Below are 20190 nucleotides of genomic sequence, written 5' to 3'. Positions count from 1 at the left end.
ACCTCACTCCACCATCTGTGGCATTTGGCTGTGTTCGGGCGGCTGAAGCGACTTCAAAAGCCCGAGCAGTTCGGCCGGAAAGTTTTCGCTGCGTAGCGCGTCATCAGCATCACGATGGACCCAAAGCAATTGCTGGTGTCCAATGGCAAGCTTCTCGCTTGTGCCCTGCCTCTTTCGCACGAAGTCGTAGCGGATCCTGGCGCTGCGCTCGGTCGCGGCGATCAACCTCATCTCGACGTCTATGTCGTCGAATGGGAATGCCTCGCGCAGGTAGACCATCTCTTCGTCGATGCAAAGCGCTTCGCCGAGGCCCTTGGAGGAGGTGCCAACGCGGCGGACCATCTGTTTTGGAATGACCGAATGCAGGAAGCGGTCTCGAACATGGGCGAGCCATCCGAAGAACGTGATACTGCTCACATTGCCGACAAGATCCGAGTCGATTAGCGAGGGCCGCATTGTCTCGACAAACAAGACAGGACCGCCCCGCGGACCAGCCGGCGCTTCAAAAATCGGCTTGCCCTGGTGAAGTCCATCGAAACCCGCGCCTTCCTCCACTTCTGGGATGAAAGGCCTGGCTTGAGCGAACCTGCCATAGTCCCGAATGGCGTTCGACGCTCCCCGCGGCCGGCTTCCTTTGCTGCTCGCTCCTACAACGCCGCCTTCAGCTTCGACGGTTGCAACTGGCTTGCGGGCGCCTTCCGGCAACTTCTTGAAATAGTCGACGCGCCAGCTTGCCTCACCTTCGGACAGACGTGTTATCCAGATGCGGGCGCATAATTCATCATGAGCGGTCACTTCATCATGGAGTTTTGCGCGAATCGAACGAGCGACCAATCCGGCTGTTCCGTCGAGCACGCCTTCGACCCAGCGGCGTGCGTCCTGCGGCGAAAGCATCGCTTCACGTGTCCTGTGGAACCAATCGACGTAACACGCGGCCATTGCCTTGCGGCTGGGGGTCGTGCACTCCTTCCAGCTCACACTGAATTCATATTCCAGAACATCGCAGCCGAGACGCTCATCCTGGAGTATCCGTGCGCCCGGCTCTGAGGCCCCGTTTGGTTCATCGGCGCGAGGCGGGATCTTGACCGTCAGAGCGACGATGCTTTGCGGCCCGTGCGAGAAACGAAGCGGCAGCGTCAGGATGAAGGCTTCTTTGCCAGGCGTACGAGCCCGAAAAAGCACGCTCGTTTCGATGCGTTTGAGAAGCGTCAACTCTTCATCGTCTGTCGCGACAGCCTTTCGAGCCGCCTCCACTGCCGCCCAGATCCGGGTCCCTGCGACGTCGAGCGGCTCTTCGGCGCTTAAAGCATCAAAAAGAGGTTCGCGTGCGGAGCCGAGAAGGGAATACCAATATTCCTGATTGTGCTGTGAGATCGCAGCAAGATCACAGCCTTGCGCGCCCGGGCCGACCGCGCACATGCAGTACATCCCCTCGTGACTGAACGAGATATCGAGATCGAGATCGACCTCGAGCCGTGGCCGCCCATCCGGCAGCCAGCCCAAACTAGCCGCTTGCCCTGGAGCGACCGATGCCACGGCCCTCTCTGCGAGCGCATATTCATGGACATGGCGTTCTTCCACCAGAAAGTCAGCAAAGCCGCTGATGCATTCAAGCGTAACGAACGGGGCGACGACCGCGGTTTGTCCGGCGGCGTTTGCGATGCGCTCCGACAACTCGCATTCGTCCCTCGCCTTCGCTCGATCCAAATCGAGCAGATCTTGTAACTCAGGCCAGTTCGAGGATCTGGCGAGCGCCTTGGTGCAGAAGCCGGTCCAACGCTCGAGCATCTGGCCGTCTGTCGACGCCGCTACAAGTTCGTACTCGGAATCCTTGCCACCCGCCCACTGCAGCCGCGCGATGCAAAGGCGCCGCGCCGCCCGGGCCGGTTCGAATCCTTCAAAGAACTCGATTGTATCGATGCGTGAGGTGAAGGCCATATGGTCGAGATGGTGGAGCAGCGAGGTGTGCAAGAGCGTATCGCGAAAGAACGGGTCGCCGAGCACGAGTAGGTCGTCAGAACGCCCAGAGATGTCGTTGAACGCTTCACGGGCGGCCTCTTGATCGGCATGGCTTTCACCGAGGCAGACCGATTTGTTAGGATCTATGGAATAGATGGCTCCCATGCGCTGATACGTCGGACCGACGAAGAACTGCCGGCCGTAGAGGTCCGCACGCGCATCGATGGCGAGGGGTTTGCCAAGTGCGACGGGCTCTTGCTCCCCCGTTCGGCGCGGGGCGAAGACCACAGTCCCAGATAGCGCGGTGGTCTTGAACGCTGTTTGTTCGGTGGAAATTGAGACATTAACCCGCTGAAGCCCATCGGTTGTCACCGCCCGCTGCACTTCGGCACGCAATTCGATTTCAAGTCCATTCTCCGGATCAACCACAATCGGGTGAGGCATCTCGACAGCGTCGAGCCTGCACAAAGGACTTTCGCCGCCGGCCAAGGCATATGCGGATTGTGCAATGGCCTCGAGGGCAAGGACCGTGGGCACGATGTACATCCCGTTATAGATATGATCGTGCAAGTAGCGGTCGCGTTGAAGCGTTAGGCGGCAACGCGCGACAAGTTCCACTCCAGGCTCGATGTGGAGCACGCGCTCGATGAAGCGCAGGCCCGCCGGAATGACTGGCTTGAGCCGCAACTGATCCCATGGTCCGTATCCAACCGACCGGCCGTAGATGCAAAGGCGCTGAACGCCAGGATCGAGCATGAACGCTTCAACAAAGCGCCTGACCCCTTCTTCGGGAGGAATCTCGCCGTCGTGCAAGCCGACCGAAAGCAGGTGGTCGTTGGTTTTCAATACGGCTGGCCTTCCAACATGTCCCCAGAGCCCGAACGAAAGGATCTGCAGCGGCATCGGCGAGTCCGCCAGCGCGGCCGCCTGGACGATGCGCTCCATCACCTCGTTCGCGAACGCGTATCCAGCGCTCCAGGGCATGCCATGGTCCACGACGAGCGAAGAGAAGACTACGAACAACTTGAGGGCTCTTCCGTTCAGTACACGGCAGAGGTTCCAAGCGCCGAGCACCTTTGGGCTGACTTCTTGGAGAACACCTTCAACTGTCAGGTTGTCCGTCCGCGACGGCCGCAGGATCGACGCGCCGTGAATGACGCCGGTGATCGGGCCTGTCTGCGCTTCAATCTTCCTGACCAGCTCGGCCAGAGCGTCGAAATCGACGATGTCGCACGAGAAATAGAAATGGCGCAGCCCTTCGGCCTGGAACCGGTCAAGCGTGCGGTCGATCTCGCCATCGCCATTGACACCGGTGGCCGCAGGTTCTCCACGGCCGACCAGAACGAGGGTTGCACCGGTCTCGCGAGCGACGCCGAGAGCGCACTCGGCCATGATTCCTTTGGCCCCCCCAGTAACCAATATGACGTCTTGCTCCGTCCAGTCGATCTGCCGGGGCGGATAGCCAACCGGCTCGCTGAGGGTAGCGACGGGCGCTCGACGTATCAGCTCCGCATCGAATCCGACTGCTGCAAACGACTCATCTCCGGTGATTTCATCGAGCACGAGCCGGGCGACGGTTGCCGAAGCGGCTGACTTGGCAAAGTCTAGAACGCGTACGCGCAGCTCCTTGCGCTCAAGATGGAGAGTGCGCGCAAACGCAAGCGCGTTGCAGAGGTCAGGCTCCGCCCCGGTCTCATCGCTGCCGAAGAATCCCCCGCCGAATTGAACGAAAGCAACGGTCGTGCGGCAGTCCGGCGGCACGTCCTTAACGGGCGCCTGAGCCAGAGAAATTACGCGCGAGATCATTTCGCCAAGTCTAACCGAAGGCGTGCCTTCGCCAGGCAATCTCGGAAGCACGGCGATCTGGTGCGTGAAACGGCTGTCGCGCTGCAGCACGGCGCGTGCTGCGTCATCGAATGCTATCCGTTCAGCGCGGCCGCCGCGTGCCGTGATCTCCGCTGACAGCGCATCCGCCGGCTCGCGATCACGGGGGTCGAAGAAGATGAGAAAGATCGCATCTGCCAGATCCGCATCTGCCAACCCGAGGGCGCTCTTTTCGGCTTGACGCGGCGTCGGTTCGGCACGCACGACAAAATTCCTCGTCCATGTCTCATAACGTGACACGAATGACAGGTCACCGTCGATCGGCTGCATGGGCCGTGGCGGCAAGCTTGCCTGGGACGGCGAGATCGAAGTCTTTGCGCTGGGGTGGCTTGCGGGGAGCACTTCGATGAGTGCAGCTGCGATTTCTCTTAGAGACGAGTTCGCAAATCGGGTCGCATCAAGTGTACCGGCCGCGCCTAGGCGTCGCGACGCCTCCGCGACCAGTTCACCTGCCTTGATTGAATCAAGGTTGAGGTCATCCAGGAGCCGCGAGCCAACTGCAATCGAGGAACGAGGATAACCCGTCCTTTGGCTCGTCAGATCGACCAGCAATTCGATGACCGCTTCCATAGACGTTCCGCCGGTGGCAATGGCCGCGTCACCTCGTGCGGATGCTTGTGTCGGCGCCTCCACTCCAACAGCCTCGGGCGCAACCTCGTCGAGCGCCGTGGCAATCGATTGGATCGATGCATTTGCAAATTTTGTTGCGTCGATCGCACCTGCCGCACCAATGCGCCGTGACGCCTCCGCGACCAGCTCGCCAGCCTTGATCGAATCGAGATTGAGATCGTCGAGAAGGCGCGATTCAGCGGTGATGGAGGCCGCTGGATAACCGGTACGCTTGCTTGTTAGCCCGATCAGCAGTTCGATCAGATTATCGAGGGAAGGCCTGCCAACGGCTACTGCGCCCTGTCCCGGACGTGAGGAAGCCCGAGTCTCAACGGCGGTCGTGAGTTGGGGCAGATCAATTGCCATCTGCCCAGTGCTATTTGCGATGGACATCATGTCGAGACGCGCGACGCCGGCTAGAAATTTGCCTCGATGCCGCAGATATTCCGCGAGGTCCTTCCCATTCAAGCCGAGTTCGCGACTAAGAGCGCCTTCGGGCGTTTGGCCGTTTGCCAGAACCGATCGATTGCCCTGTATCGGAGACACGCTGTTCAGTGCAACGTGGTGCTCCGCGGGGTTACTCAAATACACCCGCTTTGACGGCTTTATGTATGTGCGGACCAACCGCTGAGCATAGAACGCTGGCCAGTTGAGGCTGGTGCCATTGATGAAAGCGACTGCCACCGCTTGATTTGGATTCCATTTGAGTGCGTTGGCAGCTAAGGGCGTGCAGATGTCGTCTTCGTCAAAGATATCGCGACAAAGCCCCGAAAGCGTCCGCCCCGGTCCGACCTCGATGAAGACGTCGCACTGGTCCTTCATCGCCCGCGCCAGCGCGATGAAGTTCACAGGGCTCGTGATCTGGCGTGCCAAATGCCGGCGTAAGTTCGTCGCTTCATCGATAGATACAGACTCGACGCCCGAGACGACGGGAATGCTCAGCGGTGGCAACGATGACAACATACTCAAAGCCGCTTCGAACGACTCTGCGCCATGTGCCACCAGCGGCGAATGGAACGCATTCGATACAGCGAGGCGGCGGCAGGGTATGTTTCGATCCGCTGCCGAAGAGACGACCGCATCAATGGCATCGACATCACCGGAAACGACGGTTTGATTTGGCGAGTTGATGTTGGCAACAACCACTGTGCCGGAAACCTGGGAAAGAATATTGTCGGCTTCCGTCCGCGAACACCCGAGGCTCGCCATTGCACCAGCGCGGTCAGCGCCGGCGCGCAGGGCCCAGCCACGGAGCGATACGATCGAGAACAGCGTCTCCGTGTCGAACGCGCCAGCCACGTGAAGAGCCGTGATCTCGCCGAGACTGTGGCCGCCGACCACCGCCGGGCGAATTCCGAGCGAAAGAAGGAAGCGGGCGCACAGAACCGACGCGAGACAGATCGTCGGTTGTGCGGTTTCGGTTGCCGACAGCAACGCAGTCCACTCGTCGATCTTCGACGCATCAGGAGCTCGATCGATCGGGCGGTAAATAACGTCGAGGAGTGACCGGTCTACCACTGAGCTTTGCGCCTCAGTGGCAAGCTGCCTTGCCCAGTCAAACCGCTCGATGAGCGTGCGAGCCATCAGCAGTTGATGCGAGCCCTGCCCTGGAAACAAGAATCCGATGCGCCCTACGTCGTTTCCGTTGGCGATGTATATGCCTGTGCGCGGCGCAGCCCTTCGTTCACCCACGGCCGGGGGATTGTCCACTAGCGCGCTGCGTAGCTCTGCCAGCTTCGCTGCGAGATCGTCGGCACTCTCCGCAATGACCGCGGCGCGGAACGGCATGGTGGGTGGCAACTCGTCTGTGAGCGCTGCGGCGAGATCGACGAGATCACTTTGACTGAGCATCGGCGCTTCGATAGCGACGGCATTGACCTGCGCCAGCACATCTTCTTTCGTGCTACCCCCGAAAACGAAGAGTTCGCTTTCCTGATGTGAGGCGAGAAGTGCCCGCTCATCGGTCCGCGTCGCCAGTCTGGGCGAAGGCGGCCCATCCGACTCTATAATGAGGTGGGTATTAATGCCCCCGAAGCCAAACGCGCTGACGCCGGCGCGCATCACAGCATCGGGCTGACGGACCTCTCCAAAGCGGATAGGGAATAAGCGCGCGCCCACACCGTTGAACGCATCGTTGGGTTCGTCACAACCGGCCGTGGGCGGCACGACTCTGCGGTTGACGGCGGCGACCGCCTTGATCAGCGACGCCACACCCGCCGTTGCCTTGGTGTGGCCAATCAAGGACTTGAGAGATCCAATGCCGCAAGCGCGTTCGAGGCCTTTGTCTGCGTCGTCTATGTCGCCGGAGTCCATAGCCATGGCGAGCGAAAGCCCTTCAAGCTCGGTACGATCCCCCGCGCGTGTTCCCGTCCCGTGGCCTTCAACGAAATCGAGTTCCCTCAATGTGCAGCCCGCACGGGCTGCTGCGCGCCTGATTGCGGCGGCTTGCTGGCCTGCGACTGGCTGCATGATCCCGGCTTTGCCATCCGAAGCGATACCCCAGCCCCGAATGACCGCGTAGACGGAATCGCCGTCGCGCCGCGCATCCGCGAGTCGTTTTAGCACGACCAAGCCGCCACCTTCTCCGGCAATGAATCCGTCTCCACGCCGGTCGTATGGGCGGATTTCGCCTTTGGATAGGGCGCCATTCCGCGAGAACCCTACGAGTTCAAACGGGTCCAGGCTGATGTCGACTCCTCCGGCTAGCGCAAGGTCCAGATCGTTGCTCGCCAGCATGTTTGCGGCGGTAATCACCGTGGCTAGCGACGAAGCGCAGGCGCCATCGATGACAAAGGCGCCGCCGTGGAAGTCGAAGTAATTGCATATCCTGCCCGCGATCGTCGCAGAAATGGATCCCGCGACAAAGTCTTCGGTGACGTCTGGAAAGATCGACTTGTAGCAATCCTCCGTTGTCTTCATGAATGAAGTAAGATCATCCGTTGATATGCCTTGTAGCTCGGCTGCCTTTGCCATCGCCCGTTGAACAACGGGCCAGCGCAGGCGCAGGCTGTTCGAACGCATCCCCTCGCCCGTGCAGGTGTTCCCGATAAAGACACCGGTCCGGTCCTTGGGCACCGAGTCACGCGAGAAGCCTGCATCCTTGAGCGCGCGATGAGCAATCTCCAAGGCAAGCCATTGGCACATGTCAGTGCGAAGGTAGCTGCTTTCGGGTATCCGAAAGGAAGCCCAGTCGAACGAGAAGCCGTCGATCACCGCTACCTTGCTCTGATAGAACTTGTCCGGATCAGAACCCGTCTGGTCATAATAGTCCGAAAGCGGCGTCCGGACGTCCGGCATGCGGCGGAACTCTCGCCGGCGCGCAAGGACATTCTCCCACAATTGCCGCGGGTCTGCGGCGCCCGGAAGCCAACATCCCATGCCGACAATCGCAATGGGAGACCTGACATTCGGAATATCAGCAAGCGGTTGGGGCATAGCAATTTCCCTTATTTCCTTAGGCAGACGTCCGTCAGCCTCAATTCGCTAGAAGAAGTTGCTGGCGTTTTTCGATGAAAGAACGTTCTGTGGTAGGATGATTTTTCGATAGGCAAGTTTCCAGTCCGCGCCGATGGATCTGAGGACGTCCTGCCGGCTTCCGACATAGAAGTCCTGCTCCGACTCACCGCGGGTGCGATAGAGGATGAAATTGGAATGCACGGCCATCTCGGAGTCCGAATCTCCTTCGCAAACACCGACATTGGAGATCATGTGGCAGGTCCGGGAAGGCGGATCCTCTGCCCACGCCATCCCTGAATCCAGGCGGGCTATCCGTCTTGCGAGAGAATCCTTCGTTTCGTCGAGGAGTGCCAACTCGCTTTCATTTGAAAGCTCCCTCTCTTCGTAGCGATCTGGATCTAGTATCGTTATTGCCTTGCTGGACGCGCGGTATCGGCGCCCCATCGATGGCATCCAATAGCGAATGTCCTCGGTGAGCAGGTTTAGCCATTCCTGGAATTTGCATTCGTCCAGAAGGCGGGCTTCTCGGTATAAAAACTGCTCGATATCGTGTACGACTTCGTGCTTCATCACGGCACAATCCCTGCTCAGAGGTCGGACCAATCCGTTGTGTCCATCATCTTCGCCCAGCGGCGATAAAAGTGACGGTGGTTGCTTTCGCTAATGCAAAACTCGCTGGTCCAGGCACCGAGCTCTTGGTCGAACCGCTCTCTTCCCAATCCCATCTGCATATTGAGGAAATGATTGCGCGACGCCACGCCGCGAGCGGTCTGAGTGCACTCCTGCCAATTATCGATGTCGTCTTGCTCGAATGTCCCGGCTGGGCCGAAGCTGCGCAGACCGGCAAGACGAACGGCTTCCTTGACGTGAGGCGGTGCGAGCTTATCGACAAAGATCCAAGACCAGATTTCGATCTGCTCAGGGCCGCGCGGATGCCACACGCGAATGGAATTGGCCGTACCGCGAACGAATGAAAAATTCGGGAAGACAGTTCCGGCGGCGGGTCTCACCAGGTCGATGCGACGACCAAGGCGCTCTCTGACTTCCGGTCGGACCTCTTTTTCATAGGCGACAACCTCCGGCGAATCGGATGCATCGTCAGGTTGTCGGGCCATCAAACAATGGCCGTTGCCGGGAGAAAGATGGAATCGATCAACATCATTCGGACGCGGCCGTCTCGCGCTGAATCCGGCGCTCATGCCGGATCGGTGCGACCAAGGTCCGTGGTAGCTATCGCCAGCGAAGTTCTCGGCAGCGAACTTCCAATTGCAAGGAACTGCCCATTTGTGCACGCCGGGAAATACTTCGACTCCGCCGTCACGCCGGTCGAAGATCGCGTCCAGATACCATGCCATCTCACCGAGGTACTCACGCAATGGCGGCGCGGAAGCGTCAAAGGTAGCGAAGACCAACCCTTTGTAGCTTTCCAATTGAGCTACGCCGATCAATGGCCATTGCTCTCTTTCGAAGCCATCAGGATAAGACGCTTGCTGATGTGGAACTCCCTTCAGGCTGCCGTCGTTGCCGTAGGTCCAGCCGTGGTAGGCGCAAGTGAACGCCGCCGCGTTTCCACTGTCGGCCCGGCAAAGGCGATTGCCCCGATGGCGGCAAATATTGAGGAAAGCCCGAACGGTGCCCTGGGTATCCCGCCACGCAATGACCGGATCTTCCCCTATGTAAGCTGTGCAGAAGTCGCCCGGCCGGGGAATCTGGCTTTCATGGCACAGATACATCCAGCATCGGGCAAACACCATCTTACCTTCCTGCTCATAGATCCTCGGATCGACAAAGATGGATCGGCCAATGAGGCCGCGGTCGACGTCGATGAGACTGTTAATGTCCATGTTCTTCCCTGAAGTCTCAATCCACTTGGAAGTCTCAATCCATTTGTGCAGTCCGCGTCCGGCTTGCCGCAGAGCAGGATGGCAATATTGAAAAAAGACGACTCTCCGGATGTATGAACCAACGGTCCAACCATTCTTTTCGAGGCCGTTGGCGTTCGCTTGAGATCACGCGAACGCCTTCCGCCCGTGCCATGTTCGTCTTCGACGCGTTGAGGGAATTAGATCAGCGATGTCGGGAGCGATAACGAGAAGCGCTCGTACGTATCGAAGTCGATCTGGATGAACGAACAATCGGGAGAAGCGAGATGACCGACGGCCATGTATGGGACGCCCATAGTGTTCTCATCCTGCGCAATGTCATTTCGCTTGCTCCGAACTGATGCAGTCGCAACAAGCAGATCATACACCCACACTTTCGAAGAACAGGATTGAAGATGTTTAATCACCGCGATGAGCAAAGCTCATGGATAAATTGAGCGGTACGCTCACTGATAATTTGAGAATTCAACTCATCGATAATTTGAGCTGTAAAGTATGATCACGACAAAGGCAGAGCAGTGATGAGCCGATGCTTAACGACACAATCCTCTGGCATGCCATTGCAACAATCAGCGGTTCCTCAGCTGAGCAAGCCGAGCAGGCGAATGACGCAACGTCAGGCCACGCTGATTTCAAATGCTTCGTTTCAAAAGCCACGCGCATGAAACCAGCAAATCGTAGTTAAGAGATTTGCCTGCAAAGTATGGGCAAATTGCCCGTCGATAGGTGGGTTGCTATCCATAGGCCAATGGCGCGTGTAGCGTTCCGTTGCATTGCGGAATCTCTATCCTAAATGGTCACTGACGCTTTCACCGCGCTGCTTGATATTCGGAAATCAACGAAGATGACGCTCGTTTCATTTTAACGACATTGAAAATGTCTAACGATGGTAAGCGCGGCTTATGGACAATTTGTGCGGCAAAACATGACGCGATGAGCTGGGAGGGGCGATAGGCTGATGCTTTACGACACCGTCCTCTTGCGGACCTTCGCCGCCATTTGCGATGTCGGCAGCTTTACCAAGGCAGCGCGTGAGGTAAACCTCACCCAATCTGCGGTAAGTCTTCACGTTAAACGCCTGGAAGATCAGATCGGTTCGTCCCTCTTCGTGCGCAATACGCATGGTGTTGGCTTGACCGAGCATGGTGAAGTTCTTTTGTCCTATGCGCGGCGCATACTTGCTTTGCACAAGGAAGCTGAATATCGCCTCGGTCGCGATGGTGGCGGCCTGATCCGGATCGGTGCGCCAGAGTATTTTGATCTTCGCACTTTATCATCTTTGCTTGGGCAATTCGCCGCCCGCTATCCTGCAGTCCGGCTGCAAATCGAGCTCGGCATAGGTCCTGACATCTCAGCCCTTTTAGACGAGGGTGAACTCGATATCGCGATCATTAGCCGTGAAATCGGAGAAGGCGACGGCGTCTTCCTATGCCGCGAGCGCCGCGTCTGGGCCGCTGGACGGGGGATGCAGCTCGACCCGGAAAAGCCAGCGCCACTCGCATTATATCCTCCACACTTTAGGTGGCGGCAACTGGCTTTGGAACAACTCGATCGGGCCGGCAGGACATGGACGGTCGTGCTTCAGAGCGCGGGTACAGCAGGCATCCTCGCCGCGCTCGACGCCGGCCTCGCGATAACGATGTTTCCGGAATATGGCTTACCCAATAAGCTGAAATCGCTCGGCAGCGCCGAAGCCTTGCCAACACTGCCCGATTTCGAATTCGTGCTGCGACGCGGTCGGAGAAGCTCCCTCGCGGCAGATCATCTCGCCGACATGATCATTAACTTCTTTCAGCTCTCAACAACCCTTAGCGCCAGAAACGGGATGTATTACGACGAGCACTCTCATTATCTTCTGCGGACCGGCCTCAATGCCTAGGACCGGACCATGCACCTGGAGATCTTTACAGAACATAGGATGAGTTCAAACCCCGCCTTGAAATATTCGAATCATGGGGTTACGACCGGCTGCGAGTTGACCTAGGTAAATACATATAGAGTATCGGCAAATTGCGGTTACTGTCGCCTATCAAAAGCTGGGCCGCTTTCTTTAGATCGACAGCATGTGTAGCCTAGCGTGCAATTCTGGAATGGTCCTTGGCAGTGGTAAACTCGCCGAATCTCGATCTCAGATGGTCGCTGACGCTCCGCGTCTTGGCAGCCGCGCTGTTTTGTTTTCTCATCACAGCCGCACTCACGTTGCTCGAAACCTATCATGACGTTCGGCAGGTCAATGAAAACGTAGCTGATATCATTGCCAAGCAGCTGCAAGTCCAATTGTTCCGCATCGACTCAAATATCGAAACTCCATCACGGTTTCCCGATTGGGACCCCGTAAGTGAACAAGTTCAAAGTCCAGGCCAATGCATACAATTTATAAGATCAGACGGAAGCCTTGGGCGATCAAGTTGTCTTGGTTTTAATCGAGGTAGTGCTATCCTACCAAGCTGGTTTTCGTCCTTAGGCACCTGGCTTATCACCACACGTACTGACGTTGCGCGCCCTATTTCCTACCATGGGAAATTTCCTGGGACCCTGGTCGTCACCACTGACCCCACCGCCGCTGTAGCCGCGATTTGGAAAGAGGTTTCTGGACTCCTGGGTTTCACTGCACTGGTCATCGGCGCGATTTGTGTGATGCAGTACGTAGCGATTAGCCAGGCTCTCCGCCCCACGAAAGATATCTTAGTCGGACTCGATAAGTTAGCGCTTGGCGACTTATCCAGTCGCCTGCCAAATTTCCGACTTATAGAACTGCAGCGCATAAGCGAAGTCTTCAACACGCTTGCGGCAAGCCTCGATCAGACGACGCGTGAGCGAACAGCGCTGGCAGCAAAACTCGTCGACGGGCAAGAACAAGAGCGTCGTCATTTGGCGCGGGAACTTCATGATGAACTCGCGCAAACCTTGAGCGTCATAAGTGCAGGCGCGGCATCAATCAGGGCAACCGCCGAAGCCGAGTGCCCCGCGCTCGTGCCCGAAGCGGACAATCTCTCGCAAACATCTATGGCCATGATGAGGTCTCTGCGTATCACCTTGCAGACCCTCCGCCCGCCCGAGATCGATGACTTTGGGCTCGCCGCCAGTCTTGCGGCTTTGGCGAGGGATCAAGAACGACGTGCTAGCGGGAAATTAAAAATATCGCTTGAGATTGATGGCGATCTCCAAGCTCTGCCACCGACATCGGCGTCGCATGTCTATCGAATTGTCCAAGAGGGTCTTACCAACATCTGCAAACATGCGAATGCGAGTCTGGCTCGCGTCGATCTCAGCTTTCGAAGAGAAGCCGAGGAACAGACGGCTCGCCATCGGCGCTGGCTAACGCTGACGATCGAAGACAATGGATATGGACGGGTCGACCGTGGCATAGCTGAGGAAGGGAGCAGGCTAGGATTAATTGGCATGCGTGAACGTGTGATGGCACTCGGCGGACAGCTAAACGTCATCAACCTCCCGCATCAAGGCCTCAAGCTCCATGCTATGATTCCGTTCGAGACGCCAGCGGAGCTCATACAATGAGCGAAAAAGCCATTCGCGTACTCCTCGTCGATGACCATGCTGTCGTTCGCGAGGGCTACCGCACCCTCCTCACGAAACACGAAGGGCTGACCGTCATCGGCGAAGCATGCGATGCGGCCTCCGCCTATCAGTGCTACAAGGATATGCAACCGGATGTTGTCATCATGGATATCTCGATGCCAGGTCGTGGAGGCATCGATGCTATCGAGCATATCCGCAAACTCGATGCCGACGCGCGTATACTCGTCTTCACGATGCACGGCGGGGCTATGTATGCCTTGCAGGCCTTTCGTGCCGGAGCTAGGGGCTACGTGACCAAGAGCAGCCCTCCCGATCTGCTCGTAAACGCGGTTCACGACGTTGCCGAGGGCCGAGTAACCATTTGCCCTGAGATCAGCGAGGTACTAGCGCTTCAACAGGTGCAGGAGGAAGGGACGGGGCTACAGCGTCTCTCACCGCGCGAGTTTGAGATTTTCCGCATGATCCTCCACGCAAAATCGACCGATGATATCGCAGCCGCACTTAATGTCAGCCGCAAGACTGTGGCGAACTATCACTACAGTATCAAGTCGAAGCTCGGAGTAGCTTCTGACATCGAGCTTCTTTATTTCGGCTTACGGCAGGGTCTAGTCGGGCCCTGGTCTACCCCTCTCGGGTGATCCGGGTGGATTGTTGGTTTAAAATTGACGGCCATGCCAGCGATCGAGCGCCCGGCGGAGCTGATTGAAGTTGCGCAGCCGGGCGCGGTAGAATGAAGGCCTCGGGTGCCGGCGGCTTGTAGCCGAGCGACGAGTGGGGCCGTACCTCGTTATAGTGTCGTCTCCAGCTTTCGATGATGATCCTCGCTTCTTCCAACGTGTAAAAAATCTCGCCGTTGACTAGATCGGGGACGCCCTTCGTCCCTCACGACTTTCATCAAGCTGCAGGGACTCTAAGCATCCTCGCTAAACAAAGGCGCTCCGGTACTTTTCGATGAAGGCCGGTACCGAAAGCGCAGGCGTCCCGGTGATCCTCTGGACAGCGTCGTTCGTGCCCGCGAAAATACCCTCGCGGTAGTTCTGAGCTACCTCGACGAGATGCTGCACCAGGAACGGCGGAAACTTGTAGAGTTGCACCATTTTCTGTTTGAATTCCTCGATCGATGTCGGCGCGTACACGATCTGCGCGCCGAGCACCTTGCTCATGGCGGCGGCGATCTCGGTATGGTCCATCTCGACCGGGCCATGGAGAGTGTAGATCTTACCCTCGTGGCCTTTTGGTTCGGCGAGGATATGGGCGATAACCCGCCCCTGGTCGTCAGTTGCGATGGGCGCGTGACGCCCATCCCCGAAGGGGAATTCGATCTTCTTTTTTGCCCAGATCTCCCGCGCGAAGTGCGGATAAACGAGCCAGTCGGCGAAAAAGGTTGGGCGCAGATGCGTCGTTGCGACTCCGGACCAGTCGAAGACCCGTTCGGAAATCCAATGGTCCTGCGCGGCGTGGCTCGTCGATTCTCGGCGCGCCGAGATCTGGGACATGTTCACGATCGCGGTAACGCCCGCCTCCGTCGCGGCTTGGGTGAAATAGGCGGCGGCGGCGACGATTCCCGGCGCGATCGGATGCAGAAAATAGGCCGCGCCGACGCCTTCCATCGCCGCACGGATGTGATCGATGTCGGTGAAATCGCCGACCGCGATGTCGACCCCGCGCTCACGGAGGGCTGCCGCCCGCTCGTCGTCCGAGCGCACATACCCCCGCACGCGCTTGCCCATCTTCAACAGTTCGTCGATGGCAGCGCTCCCGGTCCGTCCCGTCGCTCCGCTTACGAGAATGTCGGCTTCGCTCACGGCGCTGCTCCTTTGTAAGTCAAGGGTACATGCTGATCGAAATATAAGGGCCCGCGCGCAACGCGCTTCCGAACTTGGCCTATGTACGAGCGCAGCGACGCCACGCATCGCTCACTCATTTGCGTCCGATCTACGCGGGAATGTCTTTCACCACTTCGGTCAATTTTCCGGAATTCATCTCGTAGAAGAAGCCGTAGAGCTTGATATTCTTCGGAACCGCTGGGCTGGAACGAAGCAACTTGACGTCATGTTTGATCGATTCCTCGAAGTTTGTAATTGCGAGGCTGTCATGATCGAACATCGTTGAAATATCAGCGTGATGGTGATCGTGAAAGTCGCCGACAAGCGTGTCGGGTGTGAAAGCGGTCGCGCCGCAGAAGGAGTGGTGCACCACGACAACTTTCTGTACTTGGAATAGATAGTCCATGGTGGCGACCGATTGTAGGGCTGAAAGCGCGCGGCCGCCGGCGTTTGATACAGCGAATAACGTCCGTGTGTTGCCGACCCGATAACCATCTTCGTTGAGAATATTCTCTCCGGGATAGACCTCATCCCCGAAATAGTCGGCGACAGCCTGCGGGATCTCGGAGGCCCGCGGGTCGAAGCAGTGAATCACAATGGTCTTCATTGGGATGAAGTGACTAAATCCCTGGAATTTGGACCGGTCAAACCAAGCAGGGTCAAACCACGGTTGTGTTCTGAATTCGAATTCGCTGTATTTCGTCATTTCCTAGCTCCACTGCTCCGCGTTGTCGCTTTCTGAACGCGACGCCACGGAGTGCTGCGGTCATTTCCGAACATAGGCACACCTGCCAGCGGCTCAAATGACATTGCGCCCTCGATTTCTGCCATAAGTTCATTGTCCAAAATCGAGATGGGCCGCCCCCGCTCCCGATGAGGATTGGCTCGGCATGACGTCCGCCCAAGTGGTCAATTCAGCAACGAGAAGCCGCGCGGCTCAACCGTTTGAACACTAGCATTATCGGTAGCTAACGCGCTGTCGCGTGAGCTGAATAGCTCTCTAGCGTGGAGAAGAACCGCCGTGTTAGAAACATCAGCCTGGAACGAAAGCCAGAAGATCGTGATTGATCGTCTCCGCATAGGTGGTGAGCATGCCATGCGGAAAGCCGGGATAGAGCTTCAACGTCGCGTTCTTGAGAAGCTTGACCTGGAGCTCGGCCGCACCCTTGTACGGAACGATCTGATCATCGTCGCCTTGCATACATAACGTCGGGACTTCGATGCTCTTCAGGTCCTCGGTGAGGTCTGTCTCAGAGAACGCCTTGATGCCGTCGTAATGCGCTTTGGCGCCGCCCATCATGCCCTGACGCCACCAGTTGTCGATGACGCCATCCAGCGGCGGTTTGCTTGCCCGGTTGAAGCCGTAGAAGGGCTTGGAGGCAATCTCCCGGTAAAATTGAGCGCGGTTGGCAGCCAGGCTTTTGCGGAAACCATCGAACACCTCGATCGGCAGGCCACCCGGGTTATTCGGCGACATGACCATGATAGGTGGCACGGCAGCCACCAGAACCAACTTCGCGACCCGTCCCCTTACCGTGACGCGCGACATAGCGCGCCGCTTCGCCGCCGCCGGTGGAATGGCCAATGTGGACAGTATTGTGAAGATCCAGATGCTCGACAACGGCGACCGCATCGGCTGCGTAATGGTCCATGTCATGGCCTTCGGATATCTGATTGGAGCGGCCATGCCCGCGGCGATCGATGCCGATCACGCGGTAGCCGTTGTGGACGAAGAAGAGCATTTGGGTATCCCAGTCATCCGAACTAAGCGGCCACCCATGATGGAAGACAATCGGCTGACCTTGTCCCCAGTCCTTGTAGAAGATTTCGGCGCCGTCTTTGGTGGTCACCGTGCCCATCGTCATATCTCCGTTGCTCGTGTTGGGAGTGATTGCGTTCGTGCTGGCACGTCCAGAGGCGATTGCTGGAAGGGTGGTGGCTACCGCAAACACCGCACTCCCTACAACGAGATCGCGGCGGGAGAGATTTGCGTCACCGATTGGACTATTCTTCGGCATTGCGGCGCCTCCGAGCGATTGCGCTCACACAGGCAAGGCTTCTCTCAGTAATCGCGCGCTCACTCATCGAAGGGTGCCCAATCCAAAACAACCGGCGCGTCCACAATGGTGAGCGGCGACCTATTATGCGCAATGCGGGAGCAGATGTGGAACCAGTGCGGGTACGGATCCTTACAGTCCACATCATGGCTAAGCATTGCGTTAAATGCACGCTTGAAATTCAGCCTCGGATACCGGCGGACCACCTCGGCCACATCAGCAGGGTCGAGCTGCGCACCCTCCACACCAGAGACATCGTAGGCGAGCCCACGCTGCATCAAGCGGCTGGTATCGCCTCTGAATTGATTCATGTCCCAGGTGTGTAGCGCGATGTTGTCCCAGACTTTCTGGGCTCGGTCCTCCGAAACACCCCGGTCGACGAGGAACGTCCGTGCCGCTCCGGCGCCCTCAATCTCGAAGCGGTGCGGGCCGAAAGCATGGTCGGTAAGACCGAGATCGTGCAGCACGGTCGAAAGAAACATCAACTCGCTGTCGACCTTCGTTCCTTCCTGCCGCGCGAAAAGCTCGCCGAACCAGTAGCAGCGCATGACGTGGTTGAAGAGAATGTCATTGGACGCAGAACGAGCAAGCTCCTCGGCCTGGCGGGCAATGCTGGAGTCCGGAGCCTTGATATCTGCGATCATCACGATGCCTCAAAAGAACACCCGTCCCACTTGCTCGCGCCAAGGGTAGGAACCGGCGGCTATCGGCGGCAATGACATTCAGACCTCCTATTCTGCCAAGCTTCAGTTGGGCCGACTTCACTGGCGGTTGTTGAAATTTTGGCGGAGCTTCGATCTGTCCGGCGCCGCGCTTGGGGCTGCGCGGTTGACGTTTCCTTTTCGCCTCGTAGATCCACCCTCGATTTCAGGGCCAGGCCTCGCTCTCGCCGCGTGGCGCGCAGGATGTTGGCAGAATAGGAGGTCTGAACGTTGTTGCTGCTATAGCTCTCCAGCCGCTAGTTTGTGGATAAACATAGTCGCCGATTGCTTTGAGTCGCTGCATCGTTCTGCCGCATCGAGCCGCTTCCCAAAAGTGCGATTCCAGCTCGGCCGAGAGCCCCGTTCACATCGCGAGTGATGGCATGACCAAATTCTCTGCCGCGTCCTCGAACGACCCGATGGCGACCGTCGAAGCGTTCCGTGCCGCAATCACCAAAGGTGATGCTCAGGGCGTTTCCGACGCACATGTCGAAGGCGACGTCGCGATCATCGACAATGTGGCGCCCTTTATCTGGAAGGGGCCAACCGCTGTGGCTGACTGGATGCTGAGTATGACCGTCAGTGTGGAGGAACGTGGCATCAGGGATGGAAGCGTCGTCTACGACGACCCCGTCGCCGAAATCACTGACGGCGATCAAGCCTATGTCGTCGTTCCTGCCGTCTGGTCCTACGAGGCGAAGGGCATCCGAATGCGGGATGCCGCGACAATCGCCTTTGCGCTGCGCCGCACGTCGTCCGGTTGGAGGATTGCGGGTTGGAGCTGGAATCGGCACAAATGACCGCGTTTCGGTTGTCCGGCTCCGGCCGCCCAAGGCATTTGGGCGCGGCGGTCTGCCTTTCCTGCAGAGCGAACCTGCCGCGCTCTCAGCTGGACGGGCTGCCACGAGCCGCTTAGGCTGGGGTATGCCCTCAAAAACTGCCAAACCTGCCCGGGAAGGCCGGCGCAAGATCGTCATAGTCGCTTACGAGCGCGCAAAGTTGCTGGATGTATGCGGTGCGTTGCAGGCTTTCAGCGACGCTCGCCAGGAAGATGGTCATTCCGCCTATCAGGTAGCTGTGGTGTCCGAGGCGGGCGGCCTCGTCGCCACCGATACCGGTCTGATGCTGCAAACCGCGCGGCTTGATGAAACCACGCTCCAATCCGTCGACACGCTGCTTGTTGTAGGCTTCGACCCAGCAATGCCGCCTGTCACCACGGCTTCGCTGCGAGCCCGTCTCGCAAACTATCTGGACCGGCCGCGTCGGCTGGGTTCTATCTGTACCGGCGCGTTCATCCTTGCCGAACTCGGTGTTCTGGACGGTCTCGAAGCAACGACGCACTGGATCGTTTGCAACCGGCTTAAGCAGGAGCACCCAGCGATAAAGGTTAACCCCGACGCGATTTTTGTCACGTCGGGCCGCATCTGGACGTCGGCCGGGGTTTCTGCCGGAATAGACATGGCGTTAGCGATGATTGAGGACGATCTGGGCCACCTCGCAGCGCTCGACGTAGCCCGTGGGATGGTTCTTTTTCTCAAGCGACCGGGCGGCCAGTCGCAATTCAGCGTCGAGTTGCGTCAACAGATGCGCGATGCGCGCGGCCGGTTCGAGGACCTTCATGATTGGATTCGGAACAATCTCGAAGCGGACTTGTCCGTTCAGACACTGGCGGAAGTGGCTCGGATGAGCCCGCGCAATTTCGCTCGTGTCTATCTTCGCGAGACCGGGGAAAGCCCCGCACGGGCTGTTGAGAAGCTCCGCACAGAAGCGGCCAGACGCCTCCTCGAATCTGCACACGATCCAATCCAGGTCGTCGCGCGTCGGGCCGGCTTTGGCGATGACGAGCGCATGCGTCGCGCATTCGTTAAAGCCTATGGTGTGTCTCCACAGGATTATCGCGGTCGCTTCGGACGCCTGCAGGATTGAGGCGCAATCTGCTGGAGATCGCCCCTCGGTCGTGGCGAGAGCGCCGCGAACGAACCTTTCCCTTCGTCAAATGATTGCCTGCGCCGACAAGCCGAAGGTGATTTGGATGAAACGCAAGTTTGTCGCTTCCAAAAGACGCCACCGCGATCACGCCCCCGAAAGCCCGTAGCGAACTGGGAACGCGGAGAAGCCAGCGCGTCGCACACGCATCAACCGGGGCAAGCTGATATTTCGGAATATGATGCCATCGTTAAACGATGGCGCGCCCAAGGGGAATCGAACCCCTGTTTTCGCCGTGAAAGGGCGACGTCCTAGACCGCTAGACGATGGGCGCGGGAGACAGGGCTTT

Annotated in this window: 11 protein-coding genes, 1 tRNA gene and 2 pseudogenes; 5 read left to right on the top strand and 9 right to left on the bottom strand. The window is 58.2% G+C overall.

Annotation, left to right across the window (positions count from 1 at the left end):
* Positions 1–3 precede the first annotated feature (3 nt).
* From A3OQ_RS23610 to A3OQ_RS22350, 3 genes are read right to left on the bottom strand one after another with little or no spacing between them, the layout of a single operon-like run.
* On the bottom strand, positions 4–7887 hold the full coding sequence (locus tag A3OQ_RS23610; RefSeq protein WP_051116037.1) for a type I polyketide synthase: 7884 nt from the start codon (positions 7885–7887) through the stop codon (positions 4–6).
* 48 nt (positions 7888–7935) lie between these two features.
* Positions 7936–8478, bottom strand: coding sequence for a 3-phenylpropionate/cinnamic acid dioxygenase subunit beta (locus A3OQ_RS0113345; protein ID WP_020175903.1), 543 nt, complete (start codon positions 8476–8478; stop codon positions 7936–7938).
* 17 nt (positions 8479–8495) lie between these two features.
* Positions 8496–9752, bottom strand: a complete 1257-nt coding sequence (locus A3OQ_RS22350) for an aromatic ring-hydroxylating dioxygenase subunit alpha (RefSeq protein ID WP_020175902.1) — start codon at positions 9750–9752, stop codon at positions 8496–8498.
* A 997-nt stretch (positions 9753–10749) separates the two neighbouring features.
* Between A3OQ_RS22350 and A3OQ_RS22340 the strand changes: the two genes are divergently transcribed.
* From A3OQ_RS22340 to A3OQ_RS0113320, 3 genes are all read left to right on the top strand, one after another.
* Positions 10750–11670: a LysR family transcriptional regulator gene (locus tag A3OQ_RS22340; RefSeq protein WP_020175900.1), complete on the top strand. Its 921-nt coding sequence runs from the start codon at positions 10750–10752 to the stop codon at positions 11668–11670.
* Between the two features lie 224 nt (positions 11671–11894).
* On the top strand, positions 11895–13310 hold the full coding sequence (locus A3OQ_RS22335; protein ID WP_244427299.1) for a sensor histidine kinase: 1416 nt from the start codon (positions 11895–11897) through the stop codon (positions 13308–13310).
* Positions 13307–13969 (top strand): response regulator, encoded by a 663-nt coding sequence (locus tag A3OQ_RS0113320; RefSeq protein ID WP_020175898.1) that lies wholly within the window; start codon positions 13307–13309, stop codon positions 13967–13969. Before A3OQ_RS22335 ends, A3OQ_RS0113320 begins: the two co-directional genes overlap by 4 nt.
* Here A3OQ_RS0113320 and A3OQ_RS25085 read toward each other — a convergent pair.
* The 5 genes and pseudogenes from A3OQ_RS25085 to A3OQ_RS0113300 form a co-directional block, all read right to left on the bottom strand.
* Positions 13953–14195 (bottom strand): annotated as a pseudogene (locus A3OQ_RS25085) (integrase core domain-containing protein); the annotation flags it as partial. The gene A3OQ_RS0113320 and the pseudogene A3OQ_RS25085 sit on opposite strands and share 17 nt — an antisense overlap.
* A gap of 59 nt (positions 14196–14254) precedes the next feature.
* Positions 14255–15136, bottom strand: a complete 882-nt coding sequence (locus A3OQ_RS0113315) for an NmrA family NAD(P)-binding protein (protein ID WP_020175897.1) — start codon at positions 15134–15136, stop codon at positions 14255–14257.
* Positions 15137–15266: 130 nt separating this feature from the next.
* The gene (locus tag A3OQ_RS0113310; RefSeq protein WP_026595806.1) at positions 15267–15863 is read right to left on the bottom strand and encodes a carbonic anhydrase; all 597 of its coding nucleotides are present in this window, start codon (positions 15861–15863) and stop codon (positions 15267–15269) included.
* 327 nt (positions 15864–16190) lie between these two features.
* Positions 16191–17022: pseudogene (locus tag A3OQ_RS22330) on the bottom strand (alpha/beta fold hydrolase).
* A 212-nt stretch (positions 17023–17234) separates the two neighbouring features.
* A complete protein-coding gene (locus A3OQ_RS0113300; protein ID WP_020175894.1) occupies positions 17235–17858 on the bottom strand; it encodes an HD domain-containing protein in 624 nt (207 codons plus the stop codon).
* A 440-nt stretch (positions 17859–18298) separates the two neighbouring features.
* Here A3OQ_RS0113300 and A3OQ_RS0113295 point away from each other — a divergent pair, with 440 nt between their 5' ends.
* A complete protein-coding gene (locus A3OQ_RS0113295) occupies positions 18299–18715 on the top strand; it encodes a nuclear transport factor 2 family protein (protein ID WP_020175893.1) in 417 nt (138 codons plus the stop codon).
* 124 nt (positions 18716–18839) lie between these two features.
* Entirely contained in the window at positions 18840–19841 is a 1002-nt protein-coding gene (locus tag A3OQ_RS0113290; protein ID WP_040580084.1) for a GlxA family transcriptional regulator, read from the top strand.
* 258 nt (positions 19842–20099) lie between these two features.
* Here the strand turns inward: A3OQ_RS0113290 and A3OQ_RS0113280 are convergent.
* A tRNA-Glu gene (locus A3OQ_RS0113280) sits at positions 20100–20175 on the bottom strand.
* Between the last annotated feature and the right edge of the window lie 15 nt (positions 20176–20190).

It is taken from the genome of Methyloferula stellata AR4, assembly GCF_000385335.1.
In the GTDB taxonomy this organism is placed as follows: domain Bacteria; phylum Pseudomonadota; class Alphaproteobacteria; order Rhizobiales; family Beijerinckiaceae; genus Methyloferula; species Methyloferula stellata.
The sequence above is the reverse complement of the archived record's forward strand: the minus strand, read 5'-3'. Positions and strand labels throughout refer to the sequence as shown.